The sequence below is a fragment of the Haladaptatus ordinarius genome (assembly GCF_054177595.1).
The window spans coordinates 14,316-34,497 of record NZ_JBPEHH010000048.1 but is presented as its reverse complement, the minus strand read 5'-3'; the positions used below and the strand labels follow the sequence as shown (position 1 = coordinate 34,497).

16 protein-coding genes and 4 pseudogenes are annotated in these 20,182 nt (G+C 58.7%); 14 read left to right on the top strand and 6 right to left on the bottom strand.

The annotated features are described in order from the left end of the window. From ACR3FF_RS16650 to ACR3FF_RS16640, 4 genes and pseudogenes are all read right to left on the bottom strand, one after another. Window positions 1–109, bottom strand: a pseudogene (locus ACR3FF_RS16650) (IS5/IS1182 family transposase); the annotation flags it as partial. Between the two features lie 88 nt (window positions 110–197). Further along, entirely contained in the window at window positions 198–302 is a 105-nt protein-coding gene (locus ACR3FF_RS27435; RefSeq protein ID WP_472850155.1) for a DUF8137 family protein, read from the bottom strand. Between the two features lie 10 nt (window positions 303–312). Beyond that, window positions 313–537 (bottom strand): annotated as a pseudogene (locus ACR3FF_RS16645) (zinc ribbon domain-containing protein); the annotation flags it as partial. A 400-nt stretch (window positions 538–937) separates the two neighbouring features. Next, window positions 938–1,240, bottom strand: a pseudogene (locus tag ACR3FF_RS16640) (IS5/IS1182 family transposase); the annotation flags it as partial. Window positions 1,241–1,719: 479 nt separating this feature from the next. Between ACR3FF_RS16640 and ACR3FF_RS16635 the strand changes: the two are divergent. Then, window positions 1,720–2,277, top strand: a complete 558-nt coding sequence (locus ACR3FF_RS16635) for a CPBP family intramembrane glutamic endopeptidase (RefSeq protein ID WP_458189216.1) — start codon at window positions 1,720–1,722, stop codon at window positions 2,275–2,277. A 132-nt stretch (window positions 2,278–2,409) separates the two neighbouring features. Here the strand turns inward: ACR3FF_RS16635 and ACR3FF_RS16630 are convergent, their stop codons facing one another. After that, on the bottom strand, window positions 2,410–3,138 hold the full coding sequence (locus tag ACR3FF_RS16630; protein WP_458189215.1) for a DUF4397 domain-containing protein: 729 nt from the start codon (window positions 3,136–3,138) through the stop codon (window positions 2,410–2,412). 1,856 nt (window positions 3,139–4,994) lie between these two features. Between ACR3FF_RS16630 and ACR3FF_RS16625 the strand changes: the two genes are divergently transcribed. Next, window positions 4,995–5,873 carry a universal stress protein gene (locus ACR3FF_RS16625; RefSeq protein ID WP_458189214.1) on the top strand — a complete coding sequence of 293 codons (879 nt, stop codon included), beginning with the start codon at window positions 4,995–4,997 and terminating at the stop codon, window positions 5,871–5,873. A gap of 380 nt (window positions 5,874–6,253) precedes the next feature. Next, on the top strand, window positions 6,254–7,600 hold the full coding sequence (locus ACR3FF_RS16620) for a hemolysin family protein (protein ID WP_458189213.1): 1,347 nt from the start codon (window positions 6,254–6,256) through the stop codon (window positions 7,598–7,600). Here ACR3FF_RS16620 and ACR3FF_RS16615 read toward each other — a convergent pair. Next, window positions 7,570–8,097: pseudogene (locus tag ACR3FF_RS16615) on the bottom strand (zinc ribbon domain-containing protein); the annotation flags it as partial. The gene ACR3FF_RS16620 and the pseudogene ACR3FF_RS16615 sit on opposite strands and share 31 nt — an antisense overlap. A gap of 497 nt (window positions 8,098–8,594) precedes the next feature. On the opposite strand from ACR3FF_RS16615, the gene ACR3FF_RS16610 reads away from it, so the two are divergent. The 11 genes from ACR3FF_RS16610 to ACR3FF_RS16560 all read left to right on the top strand — a co-directional run bounded on the left by ACR3FF_RS16610 (window position 8,595) and on the right by ACR3FF_RS16560 (window position 20,134). Beyond that, window positions 8,595–9,590, top strand: coding sequence for a hypothetical protein (locus tag ACR3FF_RS16610; RefSeq protein WP_458189212.1), 996 nt, complete (start codon window positions 8,595–8,597; stop codon window positions 9,588–9,590). Between the two features lie 15 nt (window positions 9,591–9,605). Continuing rightward, complete coding sequence (locus ACR3FF_RS16605) at window positions 9,606–11,318, top strand: carbamoyltransferase family protein (RefSeq protein WP_458189211.1); 1,713 nt, start codon at window positions 9,606–9,608, stop codon at window positions 11,316–11,318. A 314-nt stretch (window positions 11,319–11,632) separates the two neighbouring features. Then, a complete protein-coding gene (locus tag ACR3FF_RS16600; RefSeq protein WP_458189210.1) occupies window positions 11,633–12,097 on the top strand; it encodes a hypothetical protein in 465 nt (154 codons plus the stop codon). A 92-nt stretch (window positions 12,098–12,189) separates the two neighbouring features. Then, entirely contained in the window at window positions 12,190–12,573 is a 384-nt protein-coding gene (locus tag ACR3FF_RS16595) for a helix-turn-helix domain-containing protein (RefSeq protein ID WP_458189209.1), read from the top strand. Beyond that, the gene (locus tag ACR3FF_RS16590; protein WP_458189208.1) at window positions 12,570–12,836 is read left to right on the top strand and encodes a DUF7521 family protein; all 267 of its coding nucleotides are present in this window, start codon (window positions 12,570–12,572) and stop codon (window positions 12,834–12,836) included. Before ACR3FF_RS16595 ends, ACR3FF_RS16590 begins: the two co-directional genes overlap by 4 nt. Window positions 12,837–13,275: 439 nt before the next feature. Continuing rightward, window positions 13,276–13,878: a nitrous oxide reductase accessory protein NosL gene (locus ACR3FF_RS16585; protein WP_458189206.1), complete on the top strand. Its 603-nt coding sequence runs from the start codon at window positions 13,276–13,278 to the stop codon at window positions 13,876–13,878. A 4-nt stretch (window positions 13,879–13,882) separates the two neighbouring features. Then, entirely contained in the window at window positions 13,883–15,820 is a 1,938-nt protein-coding gene (locus ACR3FF_RS16580) for a NosD domain-containing protein (protein WP_458189219.1), read from the top strand. Further along, complete coding sequence (locus ACR3FF_RS16575; RefSeq protein ID WP_458189205.1) at window positions 15,817–16,641, top strand: ABC transporter ATP-binding protein; 825 nt, start codon at window positions 15,817–15,819, stop codon at window positions 16,639–16,641. Before ACR3FF_RS16580 ends, ACR3FF_RS16575 begins: the two co-directional genes overlap by 4 nt. Next, complete coding sequence (locus tag ACR3FF_RS16570) at window positions 16,638–17,510, top strand: ABC transporter permease (RefSeq protein ID WP_458189204.1); 873 nt, start codon at window positions 16,638–16,640, stop codon at window positions 17,508–17,510. The genes ACR3FF_RS16575 and ACR3FF_RS16570 overlap by 4 nt, the downstream gene beginning before the upstream one ends. A gap of 122 nt (window positions 17,511–17,632) precedes the next feature. Then, window positions 17,633–18,754, top strand: coding sequence for an iron-containing alcohol dehydrogenase family protein (locus ACR3FF_RS16565; protein WP_458189203.1), 1,122 nt, complete (start codon window positions 17,633–17,635; stop codon window positions 18,752–18,754). 132 nt (window positions 18,755–18,886) lie between these two features. After that, complete coding sequence (locus ACR3FF_RS16560) at window positions 18,887–20,134, top strand: endonuclease/exonuclease/phosphatase family protein (protein ID WP_458189202.1); 1,248 nt, start codon at window positions 18,887–18,889, stop codon at window positions 20,132–20,134. Window positions 20,135–20,182 lie beyond the last annotated feature (48 nt).

Sequence of the window (20,182 nt, the reverse complement as noted above, 5' to 3'; positions counted from 1 at the left end):
GAAACTCGAATTCAAGGTGTTCGAACAGCGGTACTGTTTCGGTCGCCGCCGCATTCAAAAAGTCGTCTACCGAAGCGACGTCTTGCAGGGCGTTGGTACTGCTGGACACAGTTTCAAAATCCTGCGGCCTCCCTTGGGAGGCTTTCTATGACACGCTCCTCTCAGATGCCGAGGTCAACGGAACGTCAATTCGTCTGTCAGTCAGTATCGAAACCCGTCTCGCTAACAAGGTCGCGAATGCGTTGCTCGACCGTCACGTCCAGCTCGAAGGCGTACTCGAATTCCTCGTACCAGTCGTGAATCGCCTCGGGATCAAGCCCCGAGGCTTCCTGTTTCTACGACGCGCTTTGCAGACACGCGCTGAAAATCAGGCGTGTCCGTAGGGAGCGCAGTCTCCACAGGCATGTCTTCGGGCCATCCAAGCCCTACCTCAGAAAAGCCGCGTTGCAGAACGTTCATAGCCGCGTTCGCGTCCCTATCCGTTTCGAACCCGCACGACGGGCAGGAATGTTCTCGCACCCAGATGGGCTTCGAACTGCTGGTTCGTTCTCACTGTCTCCATCGAAAACCGATTCGCGAGGACGTTCCGAGACACGCCGTCCCCGAGCCGGTGGTGTGATCGCCTGATTTGTGACAGCCTAGAGCCAATCGCTTACGTACGCGATTTGCCCAGAGAGTTCCGGTAACGAGCGTTCAATCCGACGGACTGCACGCCGGACTTGGCCGCCTGACCGAGTGACATCGGCGATGATGATGATGCTCGGGTGTTGACCTCCTCCACGCCGTAAACGACGTGGAATCCCACCATGGGATATCGGCCAGCAGCCTTCGAGGTTTCAACCCACACTCTCACAGGAACCGGCGGCACACCGGGGGAACCTCTCGGTTTGACTCCCGTGATAGGGCTGTGGCCCAGTCAAACAGGCCCCATCCCCGACCGGAGCAGCTCTCGCCACACACTCATCGGAGCTCGCTTGAACGCCTTGCAGAGCGTCGAAGGCGCGGGGAATTCCCCGCGCCGAAGACTCAATAAGAACCGGATCCGTTCCATCTCCTCGGTCCAATCGATAACCTCCTCGTACTCGGCGTTCATGTGCTCGCGAAGGTAGAGCAACACAGCGTGCTTCCAGCCGGCAAACCCGTTGCCGGCTGGATGGCTAAGCTGGATGAGAGCCGCGTCAGTAAGCTTTTGAGCGAGTGAAGCCACTTGCTTCACGAAGCGGAAGAGTGTCTTCTGCACAACTGCACTCTCCCGCTTTAGTACACTGATTCTGACGACTTATCCCGCCGTCTTCTGCGGATTCAATTGAGCCCTCCTTACCGAATCACCGGTCGACTCCACTGTTCCGTTCAAGAGAAGTACTTGTAAAGAACGTACAGAAAAAGCAGAAATATCGGCACAAGCGAGACTACTGCTTCGAGAGGTACGAGGAAAAACACCACTATGGCAACTACGACGAATTCGAGCGTGATGAGCACACTGACGACTTCTAGTTACCTTGCTATTTTCGTGGAACTGTATATGTTAGAACATTTAAACTTCCAGGACCGAGTACTGCCATCCCTCCTCGTATTTCGCTGATGCCGGTCACGTGGCTCGATGGTGAGTCGGTCCGGGCGTGGGCGAGACAGATGATCCACTGGCGCGTCGCGCCGCGGTAGTATCTGGTCGTACTGGCCCTCCCTCTGCTGGTCGTCGGACTGGCAAGCATCGCTATCGTGGTTCTCGGTGCCGACGTCGACCTCTCCCTGCTCCCGGGACGGCTCTCACTCGTCTTCGTGTCGTACGTTATCGTCGCGACCGTCGGGGGCGGGAACGAGGAGCCTGGCTGGCGCGGGTTCGCGCTGCCCCGGCTTCAGAACCAGTACGTGCCAGTGCCGGCGACGCTCGTTCTCGGCGTCGTCTGGGCGTTCTGGCACCTCCCTCAGTTGGTCGCGGACCCGAACGCCGTTTACAGCTTCGCGTGGCTCGTGGAGGAAACTCCCGCTATCGTGCTCCGCATTCTGAACATCGTGGGCTTTGCGTTCCTCCTGACCTGGGTCTACAACGAGACGAAGAGCGTCCTGCTCGCCCTGCTGCTCCACGCAGGCATCAACACGGCCAACAGTACGCTCGTCCCGATACCGGTCGAGGCCATCACAGGCGAGAGCTTCATGACGGTTCTAATCGCCGTCGACGTCCACGTCGGCGTGTGGCTCGTCGCGGCCCTGCTCGTCGTCGTCACCAGGGGAAACCTCGGGTACGAGGGTGCTGAACTGTCGGGAACGATAGAATAGCCCGTTGGATGGCTACGACCTTCGACGCACCCTTCGGTCAAATCGACTCGACGAACGCTCTCTGGCTCGGTCACGGCGTCGACCGGGACGAAGCGAAAAGACGTGTATCGTCGTGACCGACACCGCCAACCGCTAGTTGGTCGTCGTCGTAGCCGTCATCTCTTCGCCACCTGCATCCACGGTAGCCACGAGGTCGAACCCCTGTGCTTCGTCGTCGGCCTCCAACAGACCGACTGCGAACGCCGACACGACCGTGCCACCGTCGAGCGTCACGTCGAACGTCGCGACGGCCTCGTTCTCTCCGGCGGGCCGAACTCCGAGGGTGTACGACCCGGCAGGCACTTCGACGTAGTCGCTGGCGTTGCCGAACTCGAGTCCCTCGACGAGGACGTCACCGTCTGCTGCGATATCGACCGCCGGTGCATCGGGCGAGAGGTGAACTGCTCGCAACCGAACCTGGTCCCCTGACGGCGTCTCAGTGTCGTCGTCGAACAAGACCGCCTCCGGGCTATCGACCGTGCCTGCTGCCGCGATCGTGGAATCGGTGTTCGCTTCGAGCGTTACCTGTTGTTCGATAAGCGCACTCCCCTGACCTTGTCCTGCGGGTGCGACCTGAATAGTGTGATCTCCCGGTTCGAGTTCGAGGTAGTCGCTTACATCTTTGAACGCCACACCCTCCAGAGCACGCCCTCCGTCGACGAACACGTCGACTTCCGGTGCGTCGGGGATGGCGTGGATGACTCGAGTACGGGCGACCTCCCCGTCACTCGTCGTCGTTTCCTGTGCGCTCGAAACCCCACCGAAAATGGCGAGTCCACTCGCCCCGATGGCTCGAAGGACTCGTCGTCGTGTTTGGTTCATCTTCATCTCTCCCGCAGGACACTCCACTGGTTAGTAAAAAAGAATTTTGCCCAACGAGTTCGATCGAGTCCACATCGGACTGAACAGCTTTTCTGTCTCGTGAGTTTCTTCCGGAACCTCTCCGTCTCGCTGGCTTTCGAACAGGAACCTTGAAGTGCAAAACGGTCGGAAAGTAGGGGAATGAAGCGCTGAAACGAATATTATAGCTACGATTCTTTGAACTACTCTACGAACAGTTCTATGTAATAATTAACTATTAACATGGCGCGGACGGTAGTTCGTGCTGCATGGTATCACAAACCAAAGAGAGGTCGTATGTCGACCGACGCTCGTATCTGAAAGACGTTGGTGGTGCGGCCACTCTGGGAATGGTGGGGCTTTCGGGGTATACGAGACAGGATAGCCCGCTCAAAGTCGGTCTCTCGACACACTTCACGTCCGGAGCGTGGGTAACCGCGGTTGTCGAAGCGACACGGTTCTACGCGGAAGACCAGGGGTTCTACCGAGTCGTGACGAACGTCCCTCGTTCCCGACCCCGGTGGATTCGAAGGGAAGTCGGTTCACGCTCGACGATCGAATGGAATTCTGCCTGAGCAGCCTCTTTGGTCACGGTGAGACGGCCCAAATTATATTGATGCCAAATTCCTATTTAAATATAAATAAGAATATATATTTGTTTGGAAGTAGATCAAGAACAATATCTAAATCAACCATTAGCAACAACACTAAATAGAGAAAACTGAATGAGGGAAAACGAGGAGGACTATGCCCGACGAAAACGAACAGAGAGAGCGAGAAACGAGGAGCGAACTCATCCAGGAATGGAAGCCACCGTACGTACTAACGGTTCGAAAGGCGCTTGCAGCCTATCTGCCGAGCGAAATCTCAGAGGCGTTTAGAGCGCCCACCAGTCGGTCTGTCACGTCCTGGACGACCGTACGGAGTACGAAGAGATGCACGAGAGGTCGATAGAGATACCATGAGTTGTCTGGCGTTTCTTCGAACTCTCGTATTCAATCGAGAACGGCAAATCCTACCCAAAATCCGGCAGGTTTTCATCTTGTTAGTTCTTCTTCAAGTTCTGTCTGCCCCATTCGTCTCTCCGGTTGCAGCGAACGCGAATACGGGAGAGGAAAATCGACTCGGGACGGACCGTGGTGATTTTACGTTTGTACTCGACGGGAGTTCAGACGACGATTGCACCACGGACGAAGGCGCGAATACAGATAGCTGTGCCAACTCCACGACGACGAATACCAACCGTTGTGATTTGAACGATGATGGAACGTCGGATGAGCCAGCGAACACCGACGGTACAACCACCGATGGTACCTCGAACACTACCGACACTGATTCGGGTTCCGATGAGGAGAGCACGTCGACCACTCCATCATGTACGACCGAAACCAGTGAAGAACCGTCGACCGTAACTACTCACACTACGACGACCGACGCCAAAACGGAGACATCGCGAACGTCGAATACTGCGACGACCGACGCCAAAACGGAGACATCGCGAACGTCGAATACTGCGACGACCGACGCCAAAACGGAGCCATCGCGAACGTCGGACAAATCTGACCCTCCCGGGTCTGGAAGGCTTCCAAACATCAACTCACCGATAATAGCGTTAGTTGGGGTGCTCTGTGTGATCGGTGGTCTGGTAGCCATGACTCGCCGCTGGGAGTGACTGCCACCTCGGTGTAAAACCCGAGCTTTTCTCTCCCCGACTCCTTACTGCATCGCACGCATCCCGGTCGTTTTCAGGGTGGCCATCGGAAGTTTTCGGATGGTGGGCTCTGGAATCCTCGCAGTGAAAACGCCTTAGCAACCGCCGTTCGTATTGGGCCGTGGCCATGTATGAGAACATCTTACTCCCGGTCGATGGGAGTGAGGCCGCCGCCGACATTCTCCATCACGCCGGAGAAATCGCCACCGTGACCGACGCGACCATCCATCTCCTGTTCGTCGCCGATACGTCGCGCGACAGCATCACCGTCGTCGAAAACACAGTCGTCGATGCACTCGTGCAGGAAGGAAAGGACATCGTCGCGGACGCGGGCAAGACGTTGGACACACTCGGCGTCGAGTACGAGACCGATGTGGTCCAAGGGAATCCAGCCCCGACGATCATCGAGTACGCCGAGCGATACGGCCACGACCTGATCGTGATGCCCACGCAGGGCCGCGAAGGGATAGCACGATACCTCCGGGGCAGTGTCAGTGAGAAGGTCGTCCGACTCTCGTCCGTCCCCGTCCTCACTGCCAGAATGCAACCCGACGAGCAACTGGTCTTCCCGTACGAGAACATCCTCATTCCGACGGACGGGAGCGAAGCGGCGGTGCACGCCGTACACCATGGGCTTGAACTTGCGGCGTCCCTCGACGCAACCGTCCACGTCCTATCGGTCGTGGACGACACTGTATTTGGCCCCGACGTCCGCTCGACACTCTCGAAAGACAAGCTCGAACGGACAGCAACGGATGCCGTCGACGACGTAATGACGGCCGCCAACTCGCGTGGGCTTACGGATGTCAGTAGTCACATCGAACATGGGCAGCCTGCGGAGGAAATCCTCGCCAGCATCGACCCCAACGAGGTTCACGCCATCGTCATGGGCACGACCGGTCGTCGGAGCGTCGATCGAATCCTGCTCGGCAGCGTTGCCGAACGAACCGTGCGAACTGCGCCCGTTCCAGTGATTACGCTCGCTCGTGAAGAACGCCAGCGTTGAGATACCGAGTTCTCACGTTGGAACGACTGTCCAAGATGAGGTGCGGTGGAGAAGCGATTCGGTTGGACAGGATGAGTATCAGAAAACGTAGACAACGAGCGGAGGACGTTCAGCTCCGTCGCGTCGTCCGTACTCGACACGGTTTTGTGAGCCGGTCTACAAGCAATACGTATGGTCGAGTTACTCATTCAGAACAGAGTTCCGCTCCTCTCTTCTGAATGGGCTTTCCGTCGGTCCCGTTCGACTCCCCATGGAGACGTATCGGTTATCCACGACACGGAAAGCGAAACGATATCGCGAGACGTCGAGGTAGCCAGCGAGAGCTTCAGGTGGAGTGTGAACCAACTTCGAGACGCTTACGCGCACCGCCGAGGGAACCAATGGTAAATCTCGTCTCCGTCGGTGGTCTGCTCGTTGCGTTCTTCCTCGTGTTCATGAACGGCCTCTTCGTGGCCGCGGAGTTCGCATTCGTCAGGATTCGGCCCACTCAGGTCGAGGGACTCGTCGAACAGGGTAAGTCGGGAGCGAAACTGGTTCAGGAAGCGATTCAGAATCTCGACGACTATCTCGCGGTGTGCCAACTCGGAATCACCCTTTCCTCGCTCGGTCTCGGGTGGATCGGCGAACCCGCCGTGGCGAACCTCATCGAACCCGTTCTCGAACCGGTTCTTCCCGCCGGAACGCTTCATCTCGTCTCGTTCGCGCTCGGGTTCGGGTTCATCACCTTCCTTCACGTGGTGTTCGGCGAACTCACGCCCAAGACCTTCGGCATTCAGGAAGCGGAACGCATCTCGATCATCGTCGCTCCGCCGATGAAATTCTTCTACTACGTGTTTATGCCGGGTATCATCGTCTTCAACGGCACAGCTAACTACGTCGCGCGACTGGTCGGCATCCCACCGGCCTCGGAGAGTGAGGAAACGCACTCTGAAGAAGAAATTCGGATGATTCTCACGCGGTCACAGGAGAAAGGACACGTCGACCTCGACGAGGTCGAGATGATCGAAAGCGTCTTCGACCTCGGCGATACGATCGCTCGCGAGGTGATGGTTCCACGGCCAGATGTGGAAACCGTACCTGACTCGATTGCCGTCCCAGAACTCCGCTCACGTGCCGCCGACGGGAGATACACACGCTATCTCGTACTCGACGAGAACGGCGAGCAACCGATCGGATTCGTCCACGTCAAAGATCTACTCAGAGTGAGCGAATCGGACACCGGTCGCGACGACTCGCTCACGGCTCGTGACCTCGCACGTGAGGTTCTCATCGTCCCAGAAACCCGGCGCATCGACGAGATTCTGGCCGAGTTCCAGACGCAAGAGGGGCACATGGCCGTGGTCGTCGACGAGTGGGGCGTCTTCGAGGGTATCGTCACGATCGAGGATATCCTGGAGGAAATCGTCGGCGATATTCGAGACGAATTCGACACCCGGGCCCAGGAGCAAACTATCGAGAAGCGCGAAGACGGGATATATGCCGTCGATGGAGGTGTGCCCGTCCAGGAGGTGAACGATAGATTGGACACCGATTTCGAGAGCGAGGACGTCGAGACGATCGGTGGATACGTATTCAGCCAGCTAGGGCGGGTACCCGAGGTTGGTGACCGGATCGAACGAGAGGGGTACTCCCTGGCGGTAGACGACGTCGAGAATGCTCGGATTGCGCGTCTCATCATTCAGAAGGGGGAACCGAATCAGGCACCCACAGAACAGCCTTCCGAGTGACATCCTCGCCCGCCCGAAAGGGCGGGGCTTCCTACAAGGGAAGTCTTACAGAGGTTTCGGGACTGAAACGTCGCAAGCGTCGTCTGTCCGGGTTGCAGACTCGGCATGCGGTGTCCTGTGGCACTGTCACAAGTGCTCCCATCCTGTGGGGTGTCATCGCCCGTCGGTTTTAGCGACAGGCTCTCACCCCACGGGTCTACGCGACCGGCGATGTTCGCTGCCGCGTTAATATCAGCTTGATACTCCGTTACCCAACACTCGTCGTTCGCACATCGGAACGTGGCCTGTCTGCCACGATATCCGAGGTGGCCGCATGCGTGGCACGTCTGACTGGTGTACGCGGGGTTCACCTTCCGAACGGGAATACCTGCGTCACGGGCTTTGTCCTCGATACGCCCGGCAAGTCGAGCGAACGCCCACGAGTGCAACCGGCGATTCATGTACTTGCCGTAGTCCAATCTCTCACGGATGAACGACAAGTCTTCGAGGACGATAACGTAACCAATCCACCAGTAGTCGAGAGAGACGGTCGGTTCTCGTGGCGCAATCGATGTAACGGCTCACGCATAACGGTTGAGAACGCGCCGCTCTTTTCGTTACTGTAGTTCGAGAGGACAAGTTTCTGCTCTCTACATTCTCGACGGAGGGCACACGGTCGGTGATGAAACACCTGTGTAATGCGGCTTATCTCGGTGTCGAAGGTGAGTATCCGAAACCATCCCAGTTGCACCCAATTGACGGTCCTCGGCCCTCTGCGGATAGGTTTGCATCACCGGGTGGTCGAAGTGGTCTCTTAAACATACCGGAGATATTCTCTGGGTGAAAGCGCTCATCCTGTATTATACTGTTTTCACACGTCGTCCGACGTAGAGATTCGACTGACTACCACAGGCAGACGTGCACATATTACAGGCTGTATAGTAGCATCCGACGATTGAATTCGACTTTCACAAATATGGATTCCAACGACTGGCGATCGACGCGCAGAGCTGTATTGAGTAGTACCGCAGTAATCCTTTCAAGTCTCGCAGGTTGTACGGGACTAGACGGAGCATCGAGCGAATCGACGACTGCTTCGACCACGCAAACGACGAGCAGTCGCACGACGCAGACGACAGGAACAACGTATCGAGAAACGCAGACGACAGAACGAACTACCGAAACGACAGAGACCACTACCGAAGACAAACCGGGATACATCGACTATCACTGGCACGGTCCGCTCTTCTTCGAAATCGACGGAGACCTCGTCAATTTCGACCGGTCGAAGTACTATCTCGACAATCTCGAAAAGCAATACCCGGAGACGGTGTACTTCCATTTCCACAAGTCTGCGCACGGGCCGAACGAGTGGAGCAACGAGAAGAAGGTCATCACGTTCGCTCGGGGGCTGAACCTTCTGCCGGACATCTCGTATTCGCAACGCGGAGGGAGCCACGTCGTTGGATACAAAGGAACGACGTATCACGGTGGACGCTCTGGCACCGATATCACCATCCGTGAGGGAACCGAGGATATCGACCCGACGAACTACGAAATCGAACACGCCGACCAGTTCTGGGTCAGTATCTCGACTGGTGATAGGTCGGATGGCAGTGGTGACACTCGGTCGGGGAAGATTATGTTCGACATCAACAACCGCCGGCTGGACTTCACCGCATCGAAGTACCAGCGGACCGGGACGAAGCGGTTCCAGTTCGAGAACAGCGACCCACCCTACTACGGTTGGACGAGCCGGGGTGAACCCATCACGCTCGCCGAGGTGTTCGACCAACTGCCGGACATCTCCTACTCGAACCGTGGCGGTCACGTAATCGAGTACGCGAGTGGGGGACAGCACGGTGGAATCTACAAATCGTCCGCCGACGGGACGGAAATCAGCATCCGACAGCGAGCGACCGACATCGATCCGAAGTCGTACGAACTGCAAGACGGCGACATAATCTGGGTGTACGTACACAGCGACGCCGCTCCGGACAACGAACACTGATTTCAAAAATTCACCATGTCTGAGTACTTGCTCGCGTTCAAGCCCGCAATCGGACTGTATGGACGACACGACCCCAGTGCAGTCCTGTTCGAGGATGGTGAGGTCGTGTTCGGCATCGAAGAAGAGCGACTGACTCGTAACAAACATGCGCCGGAGACGTTCCCAGACGAGGCGATACGCACTTGTCTCGACCATCGCAATCTCGACCTCCGTGATATCTCGAAAGTCATCCTCCCCTACGACCCGTCGCTTCAATCGAAAGTTCTCGACCACTACGTCCGGGATGCCGCTCGTCTCGATGGCGTCGAGACGAAGCTCCGTCATCTGGAGTGGCTGGTGAAATCCCAGGTACGGGGGCAGTTTTTCCCGACCAACCAGGTCGAATCAAAACTGGCCGAAATCGGAACCCCGGTTCCGCCGGTCGAGACCAAACCTCATCACGCGTGCCACGCTGCCAGCGCATTTCACCCCTCCGGGTTTGACGAGGCGTTAGTGCTCACGGTAGACGCCAAGGGTGAGTACGATTCGACGGTCGTCTGGCGCGGGGACGAAGACGGTCTCTCGCGGGTTCGAACGTACAAGCACCCAAATAGCCTCGGTCTTTTCTTCGCTGTCATCACTGAGTACCTCGGATATCGGATGTTCAATGGCGAAGGGAAGGTTATGGGTCTCGCACCATACGGTGAGGAAAACGACGCTATCGAGACCACACTACGCGACCTCGTCACGTCCGGTGTCAACTACGACGTGACGGCACTGACGAAGCGTTGGGGCACGGACCACGGTGTACGAACGTTAGAAGAGGCATTTGGTCGCCCTCGAAACGACTCACCTGGCGAGTTCGACCAGTGGCAGAAAGACCTCGCATACACCGCTCAGAAATTCCTCGAAGAAACCGTTCTCGACATCGCGTCGACCTACGCCAACGCAATCGGCACAGCGAACGTCGGAATCGCTGGTGGCGTCGCGTTGAACTGCAAGATGAACAAGCAACTGATCAACGCAACGTCCATCAAAAACGTGTTCGTTCAACCGGTCGCGCACGACGCCGGACTCGCATTCGGTGCCGGATGGCTCGAACAGTCGCCGACCGATGTCCCGACGATGACGAACGTCTATCTTGGCACTGAGTACGACACCGAGGAAGTGGTCGACCTCCTGGAAACGAACAAGGTCGATTACGAACGCCCGGACAATCTCGAACGCTACGTCGCCGAACGTCTCGCCGATGGGGCACTGATAGGGTGGTTCACTGGGCGGATGGAGATGGGTCCCCGTGCACTCGGGAGTCGAAGCATCCTCGCTGACCCGCGAACCATCGCGTCCCGCGACCGGGTGAACGAGTTCGTCAAACACCGGGAAAAGTGGCGACCGTTCGCCCCGTCGATGCTCGAAGACGCCGCGGGAGAATATCTCGAAAATGGCGAGCCAGCACCGTTCATGATAACAGCGTCCGACGTGAAACCAACGAAACGAGACGATATCGAGGCGGTGCTTCATCCGGCAGACAAATCGACGCGACCACAAACCGTCCGGGAAGAACAGCATCCACAGTATTACCGACTTATCTCGGAATTTGCCGATATCACTGGTGTACCGGTCGTACTGAATACGTCGTTCAACGACCATGCCGAGCCGATTGTCGAGTCGCCAACGCAAGCACTCAAGGACTTTTACGGAATGGGGCTCGACGTGCTCGTGCTAGAGGATACGGTCATCGAGAAGTGATTCACGTGACGTACCTACGCTTCAGAGCCGCCAGCGTCTCTGCACAACGGAAGAACTCGGCAAGTCCGGTCAGTATCGGAACGCCGTGTGCACAGTCACCAAGATGGGAGCTTTTCGACCGGTGGTGTCCGTCGGCGAGTTTCAGGTCTAGAAAACAGTGGCTGGGTCTTTATGCATCGTGGTCGTCGACACGGACAATCGTGCTTTCAATCGAATCAGACGGACAGCTCTCGATGAATCGTACCGGGAGGTTCAGATTGGATAGAAACGCCGCACGTCACCTATCGAGCGAAACGATGAAAGGGCAAGAATAGATGTCGACGGTACAGACGGCTGTTCGACGACTCTCGTCGAATCGATGCGCGATAACGAGAGGACTCCTCGTCAGTGGTGGCGTCTTCGTGCTCTTTGGAATCGTCACCGGTCTTATCCCAAATCCACTCTACGTTCGTATGGTGCCACGAACGCCACTCGATTACCTGTTTCTTGCGTTGACAGCACTCCTGGCGGGCGTCTATACCGCACAGCGAGTGGCCACCGACGATGCGACCACCGACGCGACGTCGAATCGATGGGCAATCGGCGCATCGGTCGGAAGTTTTCTCGCCGTCGGCTGTCCCATCTGTAACGTCTTCTTGTTGGCGCTTTTCAGCTCGTCGGCCCTGATGACCTACTTCGATCCACTTCGGCCCGCTCTTGGGGCAATTTCGGTGGGTCTCTTGGCAGGGCTCGTCTACAGCAGACACAACCGAAACTGTCGTCGCTGCGAATTAGATTGATCGATGCTCGTACCGAACCACTGTAGCCGACTGGTCGCTGAACGAGTACTCGATCAGCGAGACACTTGGCTCCGGAAATCACTGCATATTTAATGGAGTACAAGAGTGGAGTCATCGTGCATCTGCCCGGTGACCCGGATTCCGACGATATCTTTGCGCTACTAGCAGATGATTACGCACGACGAATTCTCGTCGTAGCAGATAGGCAGCCGATGACGGCGAAGGCACTCAGCGAAGCGTGTGACGCGTCACTACCGACGATTTATCGCCGTGTTTCGACGCTAAAAGAGTACGACCTTCTCGAAGAGCGGACGACGATTCATCCGGACGGAGGCCACCAAAACGAGTACGTGACGATTCTCAAAGGAATGGACGTGGAACTCTCCAACGGTGAACTGTCGTTGGCCATCGAAACCCGGGACGACCTCGCGGACAACTTCACTTCCCTCTGGGACGGCCTCCGAGGTGACGAATGATCGAAACACCGGTGCTTGCGGCGAAACTGGTCACGCTCGTGTTGAGCCTGATCGTTGCTTATCTGGCGTATCACGGTTATCGACGGAACGAGAGCAAACCCATGTTGTACGTCTCCCTCGGATTCGTGTTCATCGGGACCGGGGCGATATGCGAGCGACTCATCTACCTCGTCCTGGACACCTCGGTTCTGTCTGCCAGTCTCATTCAGTCGGCAATCGTCTCGAGTGGCCTGCTACTCGTTCTAGTTTCGCTGAGAAATTGACCTCCTCCCGCGCCCGAAGACGGGGTGGTCTGCGCTCGCCATCTTTCCTTATCTTCACGGTCGGGTCACGGAGACGGCGTCTCGAAAATCTTCGTCACGTCCTCTATCGGCTCGTGACGTCTCTCTCGGATTGCACGCAGTCGAGAAAACACTCCACCGAGAACATACGTTCTTGTATTCTGCGTACGATTTCGATTCTTGAACGGCAGAGGCGGTCGAAACGCGTGGCTGTGAGTATCTCGAATGGGTTGCCGAGAGTACTGGCCCCACCACTGCTCACGGAGTGGCCCGTGGTCGGTCGTAGCGACTCTCTGACGGTCCGAGGGAACTGGTATTTCAGCGAGAATTCGACGGAAAATTCTCAGTTATGAGTACTGTGACACGATGATTCGACAGATGAACCAGATGATACTTGGAACGAGCGTCCTCGATTCAGAGTATGGACGAGCAAAACCGGTGGTCGGAGGAAGCAACTTACAGTCGGCGTCGAACGATGTTGCTCGGCGCGAGTGCTGCGCTTGTCTCCGTCTCAGGATGCCTCGGCGTCAGTGGAGAAACGGACACCGACGTCCCCGCGGCGGTCGCCCTCCCGAAGGATGCGACGTGCGACGTCTGTGGGATGGTCATCGCCCAGCATCCCGGGCCGACGTCGGAGATATTCTACGCCGACAACAGCCCCGATGCCCACGAGAATCCGGCACGGTTCGATAGCACGTGGGAGGCGTATCAGTACGATTTCGAGCGCGAAAAGAAGGGCTGGAAGCGAACTGCATTTTACGTAATGGACTACTCGAGCGTCGATTACACGGTTACCGAGGACGACGGAGCCAAACTCATCTCGACACATCCACGGAAGGATGGATTCGCGCTGGTGGACGACGTGACCTACGTCGTCGGCTCTGAGGTTCTGGGTGCGATGGGAAAAGACCTCATCGCGTTCACTGCGAAAGCGGACGCCAAGTCGTTCCAGTCGAAACACGGAGGCGACCTTGCAACTCACGACGAGGTAACTCAGGAAGTCATCGCCGGTCTCGGAAGGTGAACGGATAGCCTTGCTATCGCCGACCAGGACACGGTGGCTGTGTACGTCACTCGCAGCCGTGATGATCCTCTCGACGCTCTCTTTCGCATTGACACCCGCCAGTGGGGAAGAACTCCAACCAGTGTCGTTCGACGACACCGTGACCGCGGGGGGAACCGCTGTCGACGTTCAGCGAGCACGTGCGGAGGGATTTCTCATCCCCCGCTCGGAAGTGTTCTTCTCGAACTATCGGTACGTCGTCGGGTACTACGGGGTTGAGGCGACTGCATCAGAACTCACCGACCCAGGCACCAGACGTCAGTTCGGCGAGTCGCTCGCGGTGTACGTCTCGGATTTCTCTACCGCGACGCCGAGGCTGACAGGAGCGGGCTTCGTCACTACGAACGGAAACGAGACGGTCGGGTGGGCCGCTGCCAGCGACGCGTTCTTCGTCGTCGATAGCGACGCACGGATTCCATCGGGGCCCGTCGTACTCCCCTTCTCCGACCGTGCTGATGCGAATCGGTTCGTCGAGACGCACGGTGGGACGGTCGTAGACTGGGAAACGGTACGGGCCCGCGACGACGACCCCGTAGAATCCCGGCTCGCCCGCTTCGAAGCGGAGACGGAAGCCCGCCGTGCGTGGGCGAACGACACCGTCGCAGCGTCCCGGACGCTTCTCGATAGACCGCGGTCCGTCGTCGTCGGCGAAGACGCACCGAACGTCTCCGCTGCCGTGGCCGCTGCGAGGCCGAACACGACGGTGTATCTGCCGGCAGGCACGTACGAGACGGACACCCTCGTGGTCGAGAAACCCATCACGATCGCTGGCGCTGGCGTCGATACGACCCTGCGAGGTGACCGCAAAGGGAGCGTCGTTCATGCGCCTGTTGACCGGGTTGCGTTCCACAATCTCCGCATCGACGGGGTCGGCATCGTCGGCAGCCGTGGGAACGAACGGCGAAACGACTCCGTCGATTGGGATACGAGCGTCCAGCTCGCCTATGGATACGGCGATGCGGGAATCGTTCTCGACGGGTCGAACGGGTCGGTCGTTTCGGACGTCGCTATCCAGTCGAACTCCAGTGGAGTTATCGCCCGCGAGAGTGACCGCACCGTCGTCGACGACGTGACCGTCCGGGGCGCAGCGAGAATCTACGAGGGGTTCATGGGGACGATTATCATCGACAGTCGAAGCGTCGTCCAGAACTCGACGTTCCTCGACGGTCGCGACGGCGTCTACACCCACCGGGCTGACGGAACCGTGATTCGAGACAACAGGATGCGCGGCGGTCGCTACGGAGTCCACCAGATGTACACCCACCACTCGCTCGTCACGAACAACGTGGCCCGCGATACGCTGACTGGCATCAACGTGATGACCCAACCGACGGACAACATCGTCGTCGGCAACGACGTGCGGGATAGCAAGATCGGCATCGTCCCCGCCGGCAGCGACTCTCTCTTCGCGAACAACGTACTCGCCAACAACGAGTACGGGTTGCTGGTGTTCGGCGATCAGAACGCCTTCGTCGACAACGTCGTCGTCGGCAACGACGTCGGTGCCAGAGCCACGGACATCCTCCCGCTGAGTTGGGTCTTCCGCAACGATTTCGTAGACAACGACGAACAGATCGAATCTGATCTGGGACCCCTGCAAACGTGGACCCATCGCGGCGTCGGCAACTACTGGGGGGCGCTTCCCATCGAAGATGCAGACGGTGACGCCGTGTACGATAGGGGGTATCAGGCGACTGGTGCGGTCGATAGCCGACTCGGAGACGTGTCTGGAGCAACGTCGCTGGCGCAGTCACCAGCGGCGGTGACGCTGCGGCGCGCCCGTGACTCGGTCTCCGGACTGAGACAATCCGGCGTCCTCGATACCGCGCCGCGAACCGAACCCTTCCACGGTGAACGGGTCGCCGCCGTGCGAGCGAACACGACCGGAGGGACCGCCGCGTGACCGACACCTCGGAGGTGCCGTCGCGGGAGGCAACGACGAGTACCGACCCTGTCGGTACCGCGCGGAGACCGACGGCGCTTCGGGCAACCGACGTCTCGCGGTCGTTCGGAGACGTTGCGGTTCTTGACGGTGTCTCGCTCACCGTCGACCGGGGTGACCTCGTCGCCGTCGTGGGTCCCAACGGCTCGGGCAAATCGACGCTCATGGAGATACTCGCTGGCGTCCATGGCGCAGACAGCGGTACAGTTACGACCACCCGCACGGAGACGGAGCGTTCCCGAGACGTCGGGTACCTTCCGCAGCAACCGGGATTTCGTGAGGGCTTTTCGGCCCGCGATACGCTCCAGTTCTACGCACGCTTCCTCGGCAATGCGAGTTCTGCAGAGGTCGATAGAACGCTCGAACGAGTCGGCCTCGCGGACGTTGCAGATCGAAACGTCGGCTCGTTGTCCGGCGGCATGACGCGTCTCCTCGGCCTCGGACAGGCAATCATCGGCCAACCCGCTGTGCTGGTCCTCGACGAACCAGAAAGCGGGCTGGACCCCGCCATGGTCGAGCGACTGTTCCGCGTTCTCCGGTCGCTTGCGGACGATGGAACGGGCGTCGTGGTCGCCTCCCACCACCTCTCTGCAGTCGAGATGCACGCCGACATCGTTGCACTCCTCGACCGTGGTCAGTTTGCGGCGGTGGATACGCCTGCCAACGTACTCACGTCGACCGACAGCGAAACGCTCGTCGACGCATTTCTCACGACGGTGCGTGAAGACGAACTTGGTTCGACGGTTCAGTCGGGGTACGGGACGGAGGTGTCCGACAGATGAATGGTCGGAAAATCGGTTCCGAACTGTTCGTAGTTGCGAACCGAGAACTCAGAACAGTCGCGAGAACGCCTGCGCTCGTCGCCCTCGCTGCGGTCTTCGTCGCGAGCATCGTCGGAGTCGCGTGGGCAGGGACGGGCGGCGGAGGTGGATACGTTCCGCTAATCTTCGACCTCCTTACGTTCTCCGAGATACTGATTCCCGTTCTCGCGTTCGCGTTCGGTTACCGGGCCATCCTCGACGACCGTCTTACCGGCGAACTCGATATGGTGCGTACGTTCGGCGTGAGTCGAATCGCCTACGTCGGTGGCGTCTATCTCGGGCGAGCGACGGTGCTCGTCGGACTCGTCGTCGTATCACTCGTCGGCGCGGGACTGCTCGTCCCGATGCTCACCGCCGAGCAACCGACGTTCCTCGCCCAGAACCACGCCGCCGACTCCGCCCTTCGCTTCGTTCGATTCGTCGTTCTCTCCGCCGTGTTCACGCTCGTCACGCTTTCGGTGTCTGTCGCAGTGTCGACGGCGGCACGAACGCTCCGGACGGCATTCGCACTCGCGACTGCGTTCACGGCGGCGTTCGTCATCGGAATCGATACCACGTTGCTGGCGGGGCTCGCAGCCGAGTTGTTCCCGGCGGAGAACGTATCGATGTACCTCGCGCTCAGCCCCAATAGTGCGTTCCGAGGGCTCGTGCTCTCGGGTGCCGTGGGCGTGGTTGGCGGTGCGTCGGTCGACGCTGGAAGTCCATCCCTGAACGCACTGAGTCTGTTCGTGTGGTGGTTCCTCGGGCTCACCGTCGCCGGTTGGCGCGTCTGGCCCGACGTCTCGTCGGGGAGTGTCGAATCGGGAGACGACACCGAAGTGAGTGGCTAACCCCATCGACACGTACTCGTCTGCCCCGTCCGTTCTGCGTACTCGCTCGTTCTGGTAGAAAAATGCCGATATGTTTGTCACTACGTCTTTACACGGTACTCGAAAACGATTCGCCGACTCGCATGGTCCTGTTTACCCCACCGCCGCCTACCTACCACGAACGCAGTGGAATCGATACTCTCTCGTCTCTCGGACTCGTCGACCGAGCCGACTCTGTCGCAGTAATCACCGACAGGGGCGTCCGGAAGGCGGGTCTGCTTGAGCCGATTCACGAGCGCCTCTCGGTGGAAACCGTCTTCGACGAAGTCGAATCGAATCCCACCGTCGAGACGGTACGAGCGGTACGGAACGTGACAGAAGAGGCCGACGTCGTAGTGGGGGTCGGTGGTGGAAGTGTGATGGACGCCACGAAGGCAGGCTGTGCGCTACCGGCGTTCGGGTCGTTCGACGCGCTACGGCCGACGTCCCCCGACTCTCGTCCCCCTTCCCCAGGGATGGACACTCCGACTGTACTCGTCCCGACGACTGCGGGAACGGGAACCGAAACGGGCCACTGGGCGGTGATCAGCGACCACGACGCGAACGTCAAGACGAGTATCGGCCATTCGACGCTCCGAGCCGAGACGGCCATCCTCGACCCGGAACTCACGACGTCCCTCCCTCCGTATCTGACAGCCATCACCGGATTCGACGTCGTGACACACGCGATAGAAGCGTTCGTCTCGTCCGAAGCATCGCCGCTGACGGACCCCTACGCGAGTGAGACGTTCGACGTCGCTGTGAGCGCCCTCCCACGAGCGGTTACCGACGGGGACGACGTTCTGGCACGCGAACGGATGCTCAACGCGAGTTACCTCGCGGGACTGGCGATGAACAACGCCGGACTCGGTGCCGTCCACGCCATCAGTCACGCCGTTGGTGGCCTATACGACACGCCCCACGGACATACGAACGCACTGCTTCTCCCACACGTCGTCACCGCGAATGCGAGTACTTCCGAGCGAGCGCGACTGCGATACAGTCGGCTCGTGAACGAGACCGATGCACCAGGCCAGGAACTCGCATCTCGTATCGAAACGCTTCTCGCCACGCTGGATCTCGAAACATCGCTACAGGGTGCTCCGGAAGACTGGGACTGGGATACCATCGCCACGCGAGCACTGCAGAACATCAACATGGAAACGAACCCCACCACGTTCGACCACGAGACGGTAGTGTCGATCTGTCGGGAGGCCTTTACTTGACGGAGTCCGATTCTCTACGGTGTTCGTGGTCATCTCGAATCTCCGTCTTCTAACAATCAGATGTCGGTTCGTATTACTAACTAGTTATGTGTTCGGAAATATTAATATGGACGTGTACCATCGATGCGACCGATGGTTCGACCTCAGACCAGACGATCGTTACTCGAGAAGATCGGTGGTACAGCGACTGCAGTCGGTTTCGTCGGTACCGTGAGCGGTCGACAGCGAACGGGACACAGAGAACAGGGTCGTGGGACTCGCTACGCGGCGTTCAACGTAATCGAACTGGAGACCGAGCAGGTCCAGAACCCGGGTGACCCACAGGCGGAAGCGGCCGCCCGAGTCATCCAGGAAGTCCAGCCAGACGTCCTCGTCGTCAACGAACTCACCAACAACTTCCAGCAGGGCAAATACACCGATAGAGCGAACATCGACGCCTTCGTCGAGAACTACCTCAGCGTCCCGCAACGGGACGACCTCGACGGAATCGACTACGAATACACACTCCAGCCAGAGAGCAACACGGGCGTCCTCCCCGAACAGGACTACGATTTCAACAAGGACGGAACGTTCGGCGAACGACCCGGTGACGCGTTCGGGTTCGGGGTGTATCCGGGTCACTATGCGTTCGCCATCGCGAGCAAGTACCCGATCGACGAGTCGAGCGTTCGTTCCTTCCAGACGTTCAAATGGGCGGACATGCCCGGGAACCTCATTCCGGTAGCGGGCGAAGAAGGCGTCGTCACGGACCCCGAGGACGACGAACTCGCCATCTACCTTACGGAGGAGGAACTCGACGTCTATCGACTCTCTTCGAAGACTCACATCGATGTTCCGTTCGAGGTCGAGGGAGGGACGGTCCACGGCCTGTTCGCGCACCCGACGCCGCCCGGCTTCGACGGCGTGAACAACTTCAACGGGAGGTGGAACCACGACGAAGTCCGATTCTTCGCAGATTACGTCGCTGGGGAAGACTACATCTACGACGACAGTGGTGTCCGCGGCGGTCTCGACGATGACGCCTCTTACGTCCTGATGGGCGACATGAACGCGGGACCGGGTCTGGGTCGGGACGAGCGTCCGCTTGACCCCGCTCAGGAGTTCTTCCTCGACAACGACGACTTCTACACCGACCGCCTCCCGAAGAGTCCAGGCGGGGCACAACGCGGTCTCCCCACCGCGACACGGTTCGGCGGCGATTTCGAGGGCGTTGTCGAACAGATCGACTACGTCCTCCCGTCCCCGGACCTCTCGCTTCGTGCCTCGTCGGTTGTCTGGCCGAGCAAGACCGCGACGAAGCGGAACCTCGGCGAAGACGTCGCTATGGCTTCTGACCACCGTCTCGTCTGGGCCGACATCGCGACGCATACCCGCCCCTGAGGAATTGCCGGGCGTGAATGCGTTCGCGGCGCACTGTCTTGCTGAATT

Excerpts from the sequence above, each read along its gene's own strand:
- ACR3FF_RS16605 (WP_458189211.1), top strand. The coding sequence starts at position 9,606 with ATGTCTGAGTACTTGCTCGCGTTCAAGCCCGCAATCGGACTGTATGGA.
- ACR3FF_RS16570 (WP_458189204.1), top strand. The coding sequence starts at position 16,638 with ATGAATGGTCGGAAAATCGGTTCCGAACTGTTCGTAGTTGCGAACCGA.
- ACR3FF_RS16560 (WP_458189202.1), top strand. The coding sequence starts at position 18,887 with ATGGTTCGACCTCAGACCAGACGATCGTTACTCGAGAAGATCGGTGGT.
- ACR3FF_RS16630 (WP_458189215.1), bottom strand. The coding sequence starts at position 3,138 with ATGAACCAAACACGACGACGAGTCCTTCGAGCCATCGGGGCGAGTGGA.
- ACR3FF_RS16585 (WP_458189206.1), top strand. The coding sequence starts at position 13,276 with ATGGACGAGCAAAACCGGTGGTCGGAGGAAGCAACTTACAGTCGGCGT.
- ACR3FF_RS16590 (WP_458189208.1), top strand. The coding sequence starts at position 12,570 with ATGATCGAAACACCGGTGCTTGCGGCGAAACTGGTCACGCTCGTGTTG.
- ACR3FF_RS16620 (WP_458189213.1), top strand. The coding sequence starts at position 6,254 with ATGGTAAATCTCGTCTCCGTCGGTGGTCTGCTCGTTGCGTTCTTCCTC.
- ACR3FF_RS16565 (WP_458189203.1), top strand. The coding sequence starts at position 17,633 with ATGGTCCTGTTTACCCCACCGCCGCCTACCTACCACGAACGCAGTGGA.
- ACR3FF_RS16625 (WP_458189214.1), top strand. The coding sequence starts at position 4,995 with ATGTATGAGAACATCTTACTCCCGGTCGATGGGAGTGAGGCCGCCGCC.
- ACR3FF_RS16600 (WP_458189210.1), top strand. The coding sequence starts at position 11,633 with ATGTCGACGGTACAGACGGCTGTTCGACGACTCTCGTCGAATCGATGC.
- ACR3FF_RS16595 (WP_458189209.1), top strand. The coding sequence starts at position 12,190 with ATGGAGTACAAGAGTGGAGTCATCGTGCATCTGCCCGGTGACCCGGAT.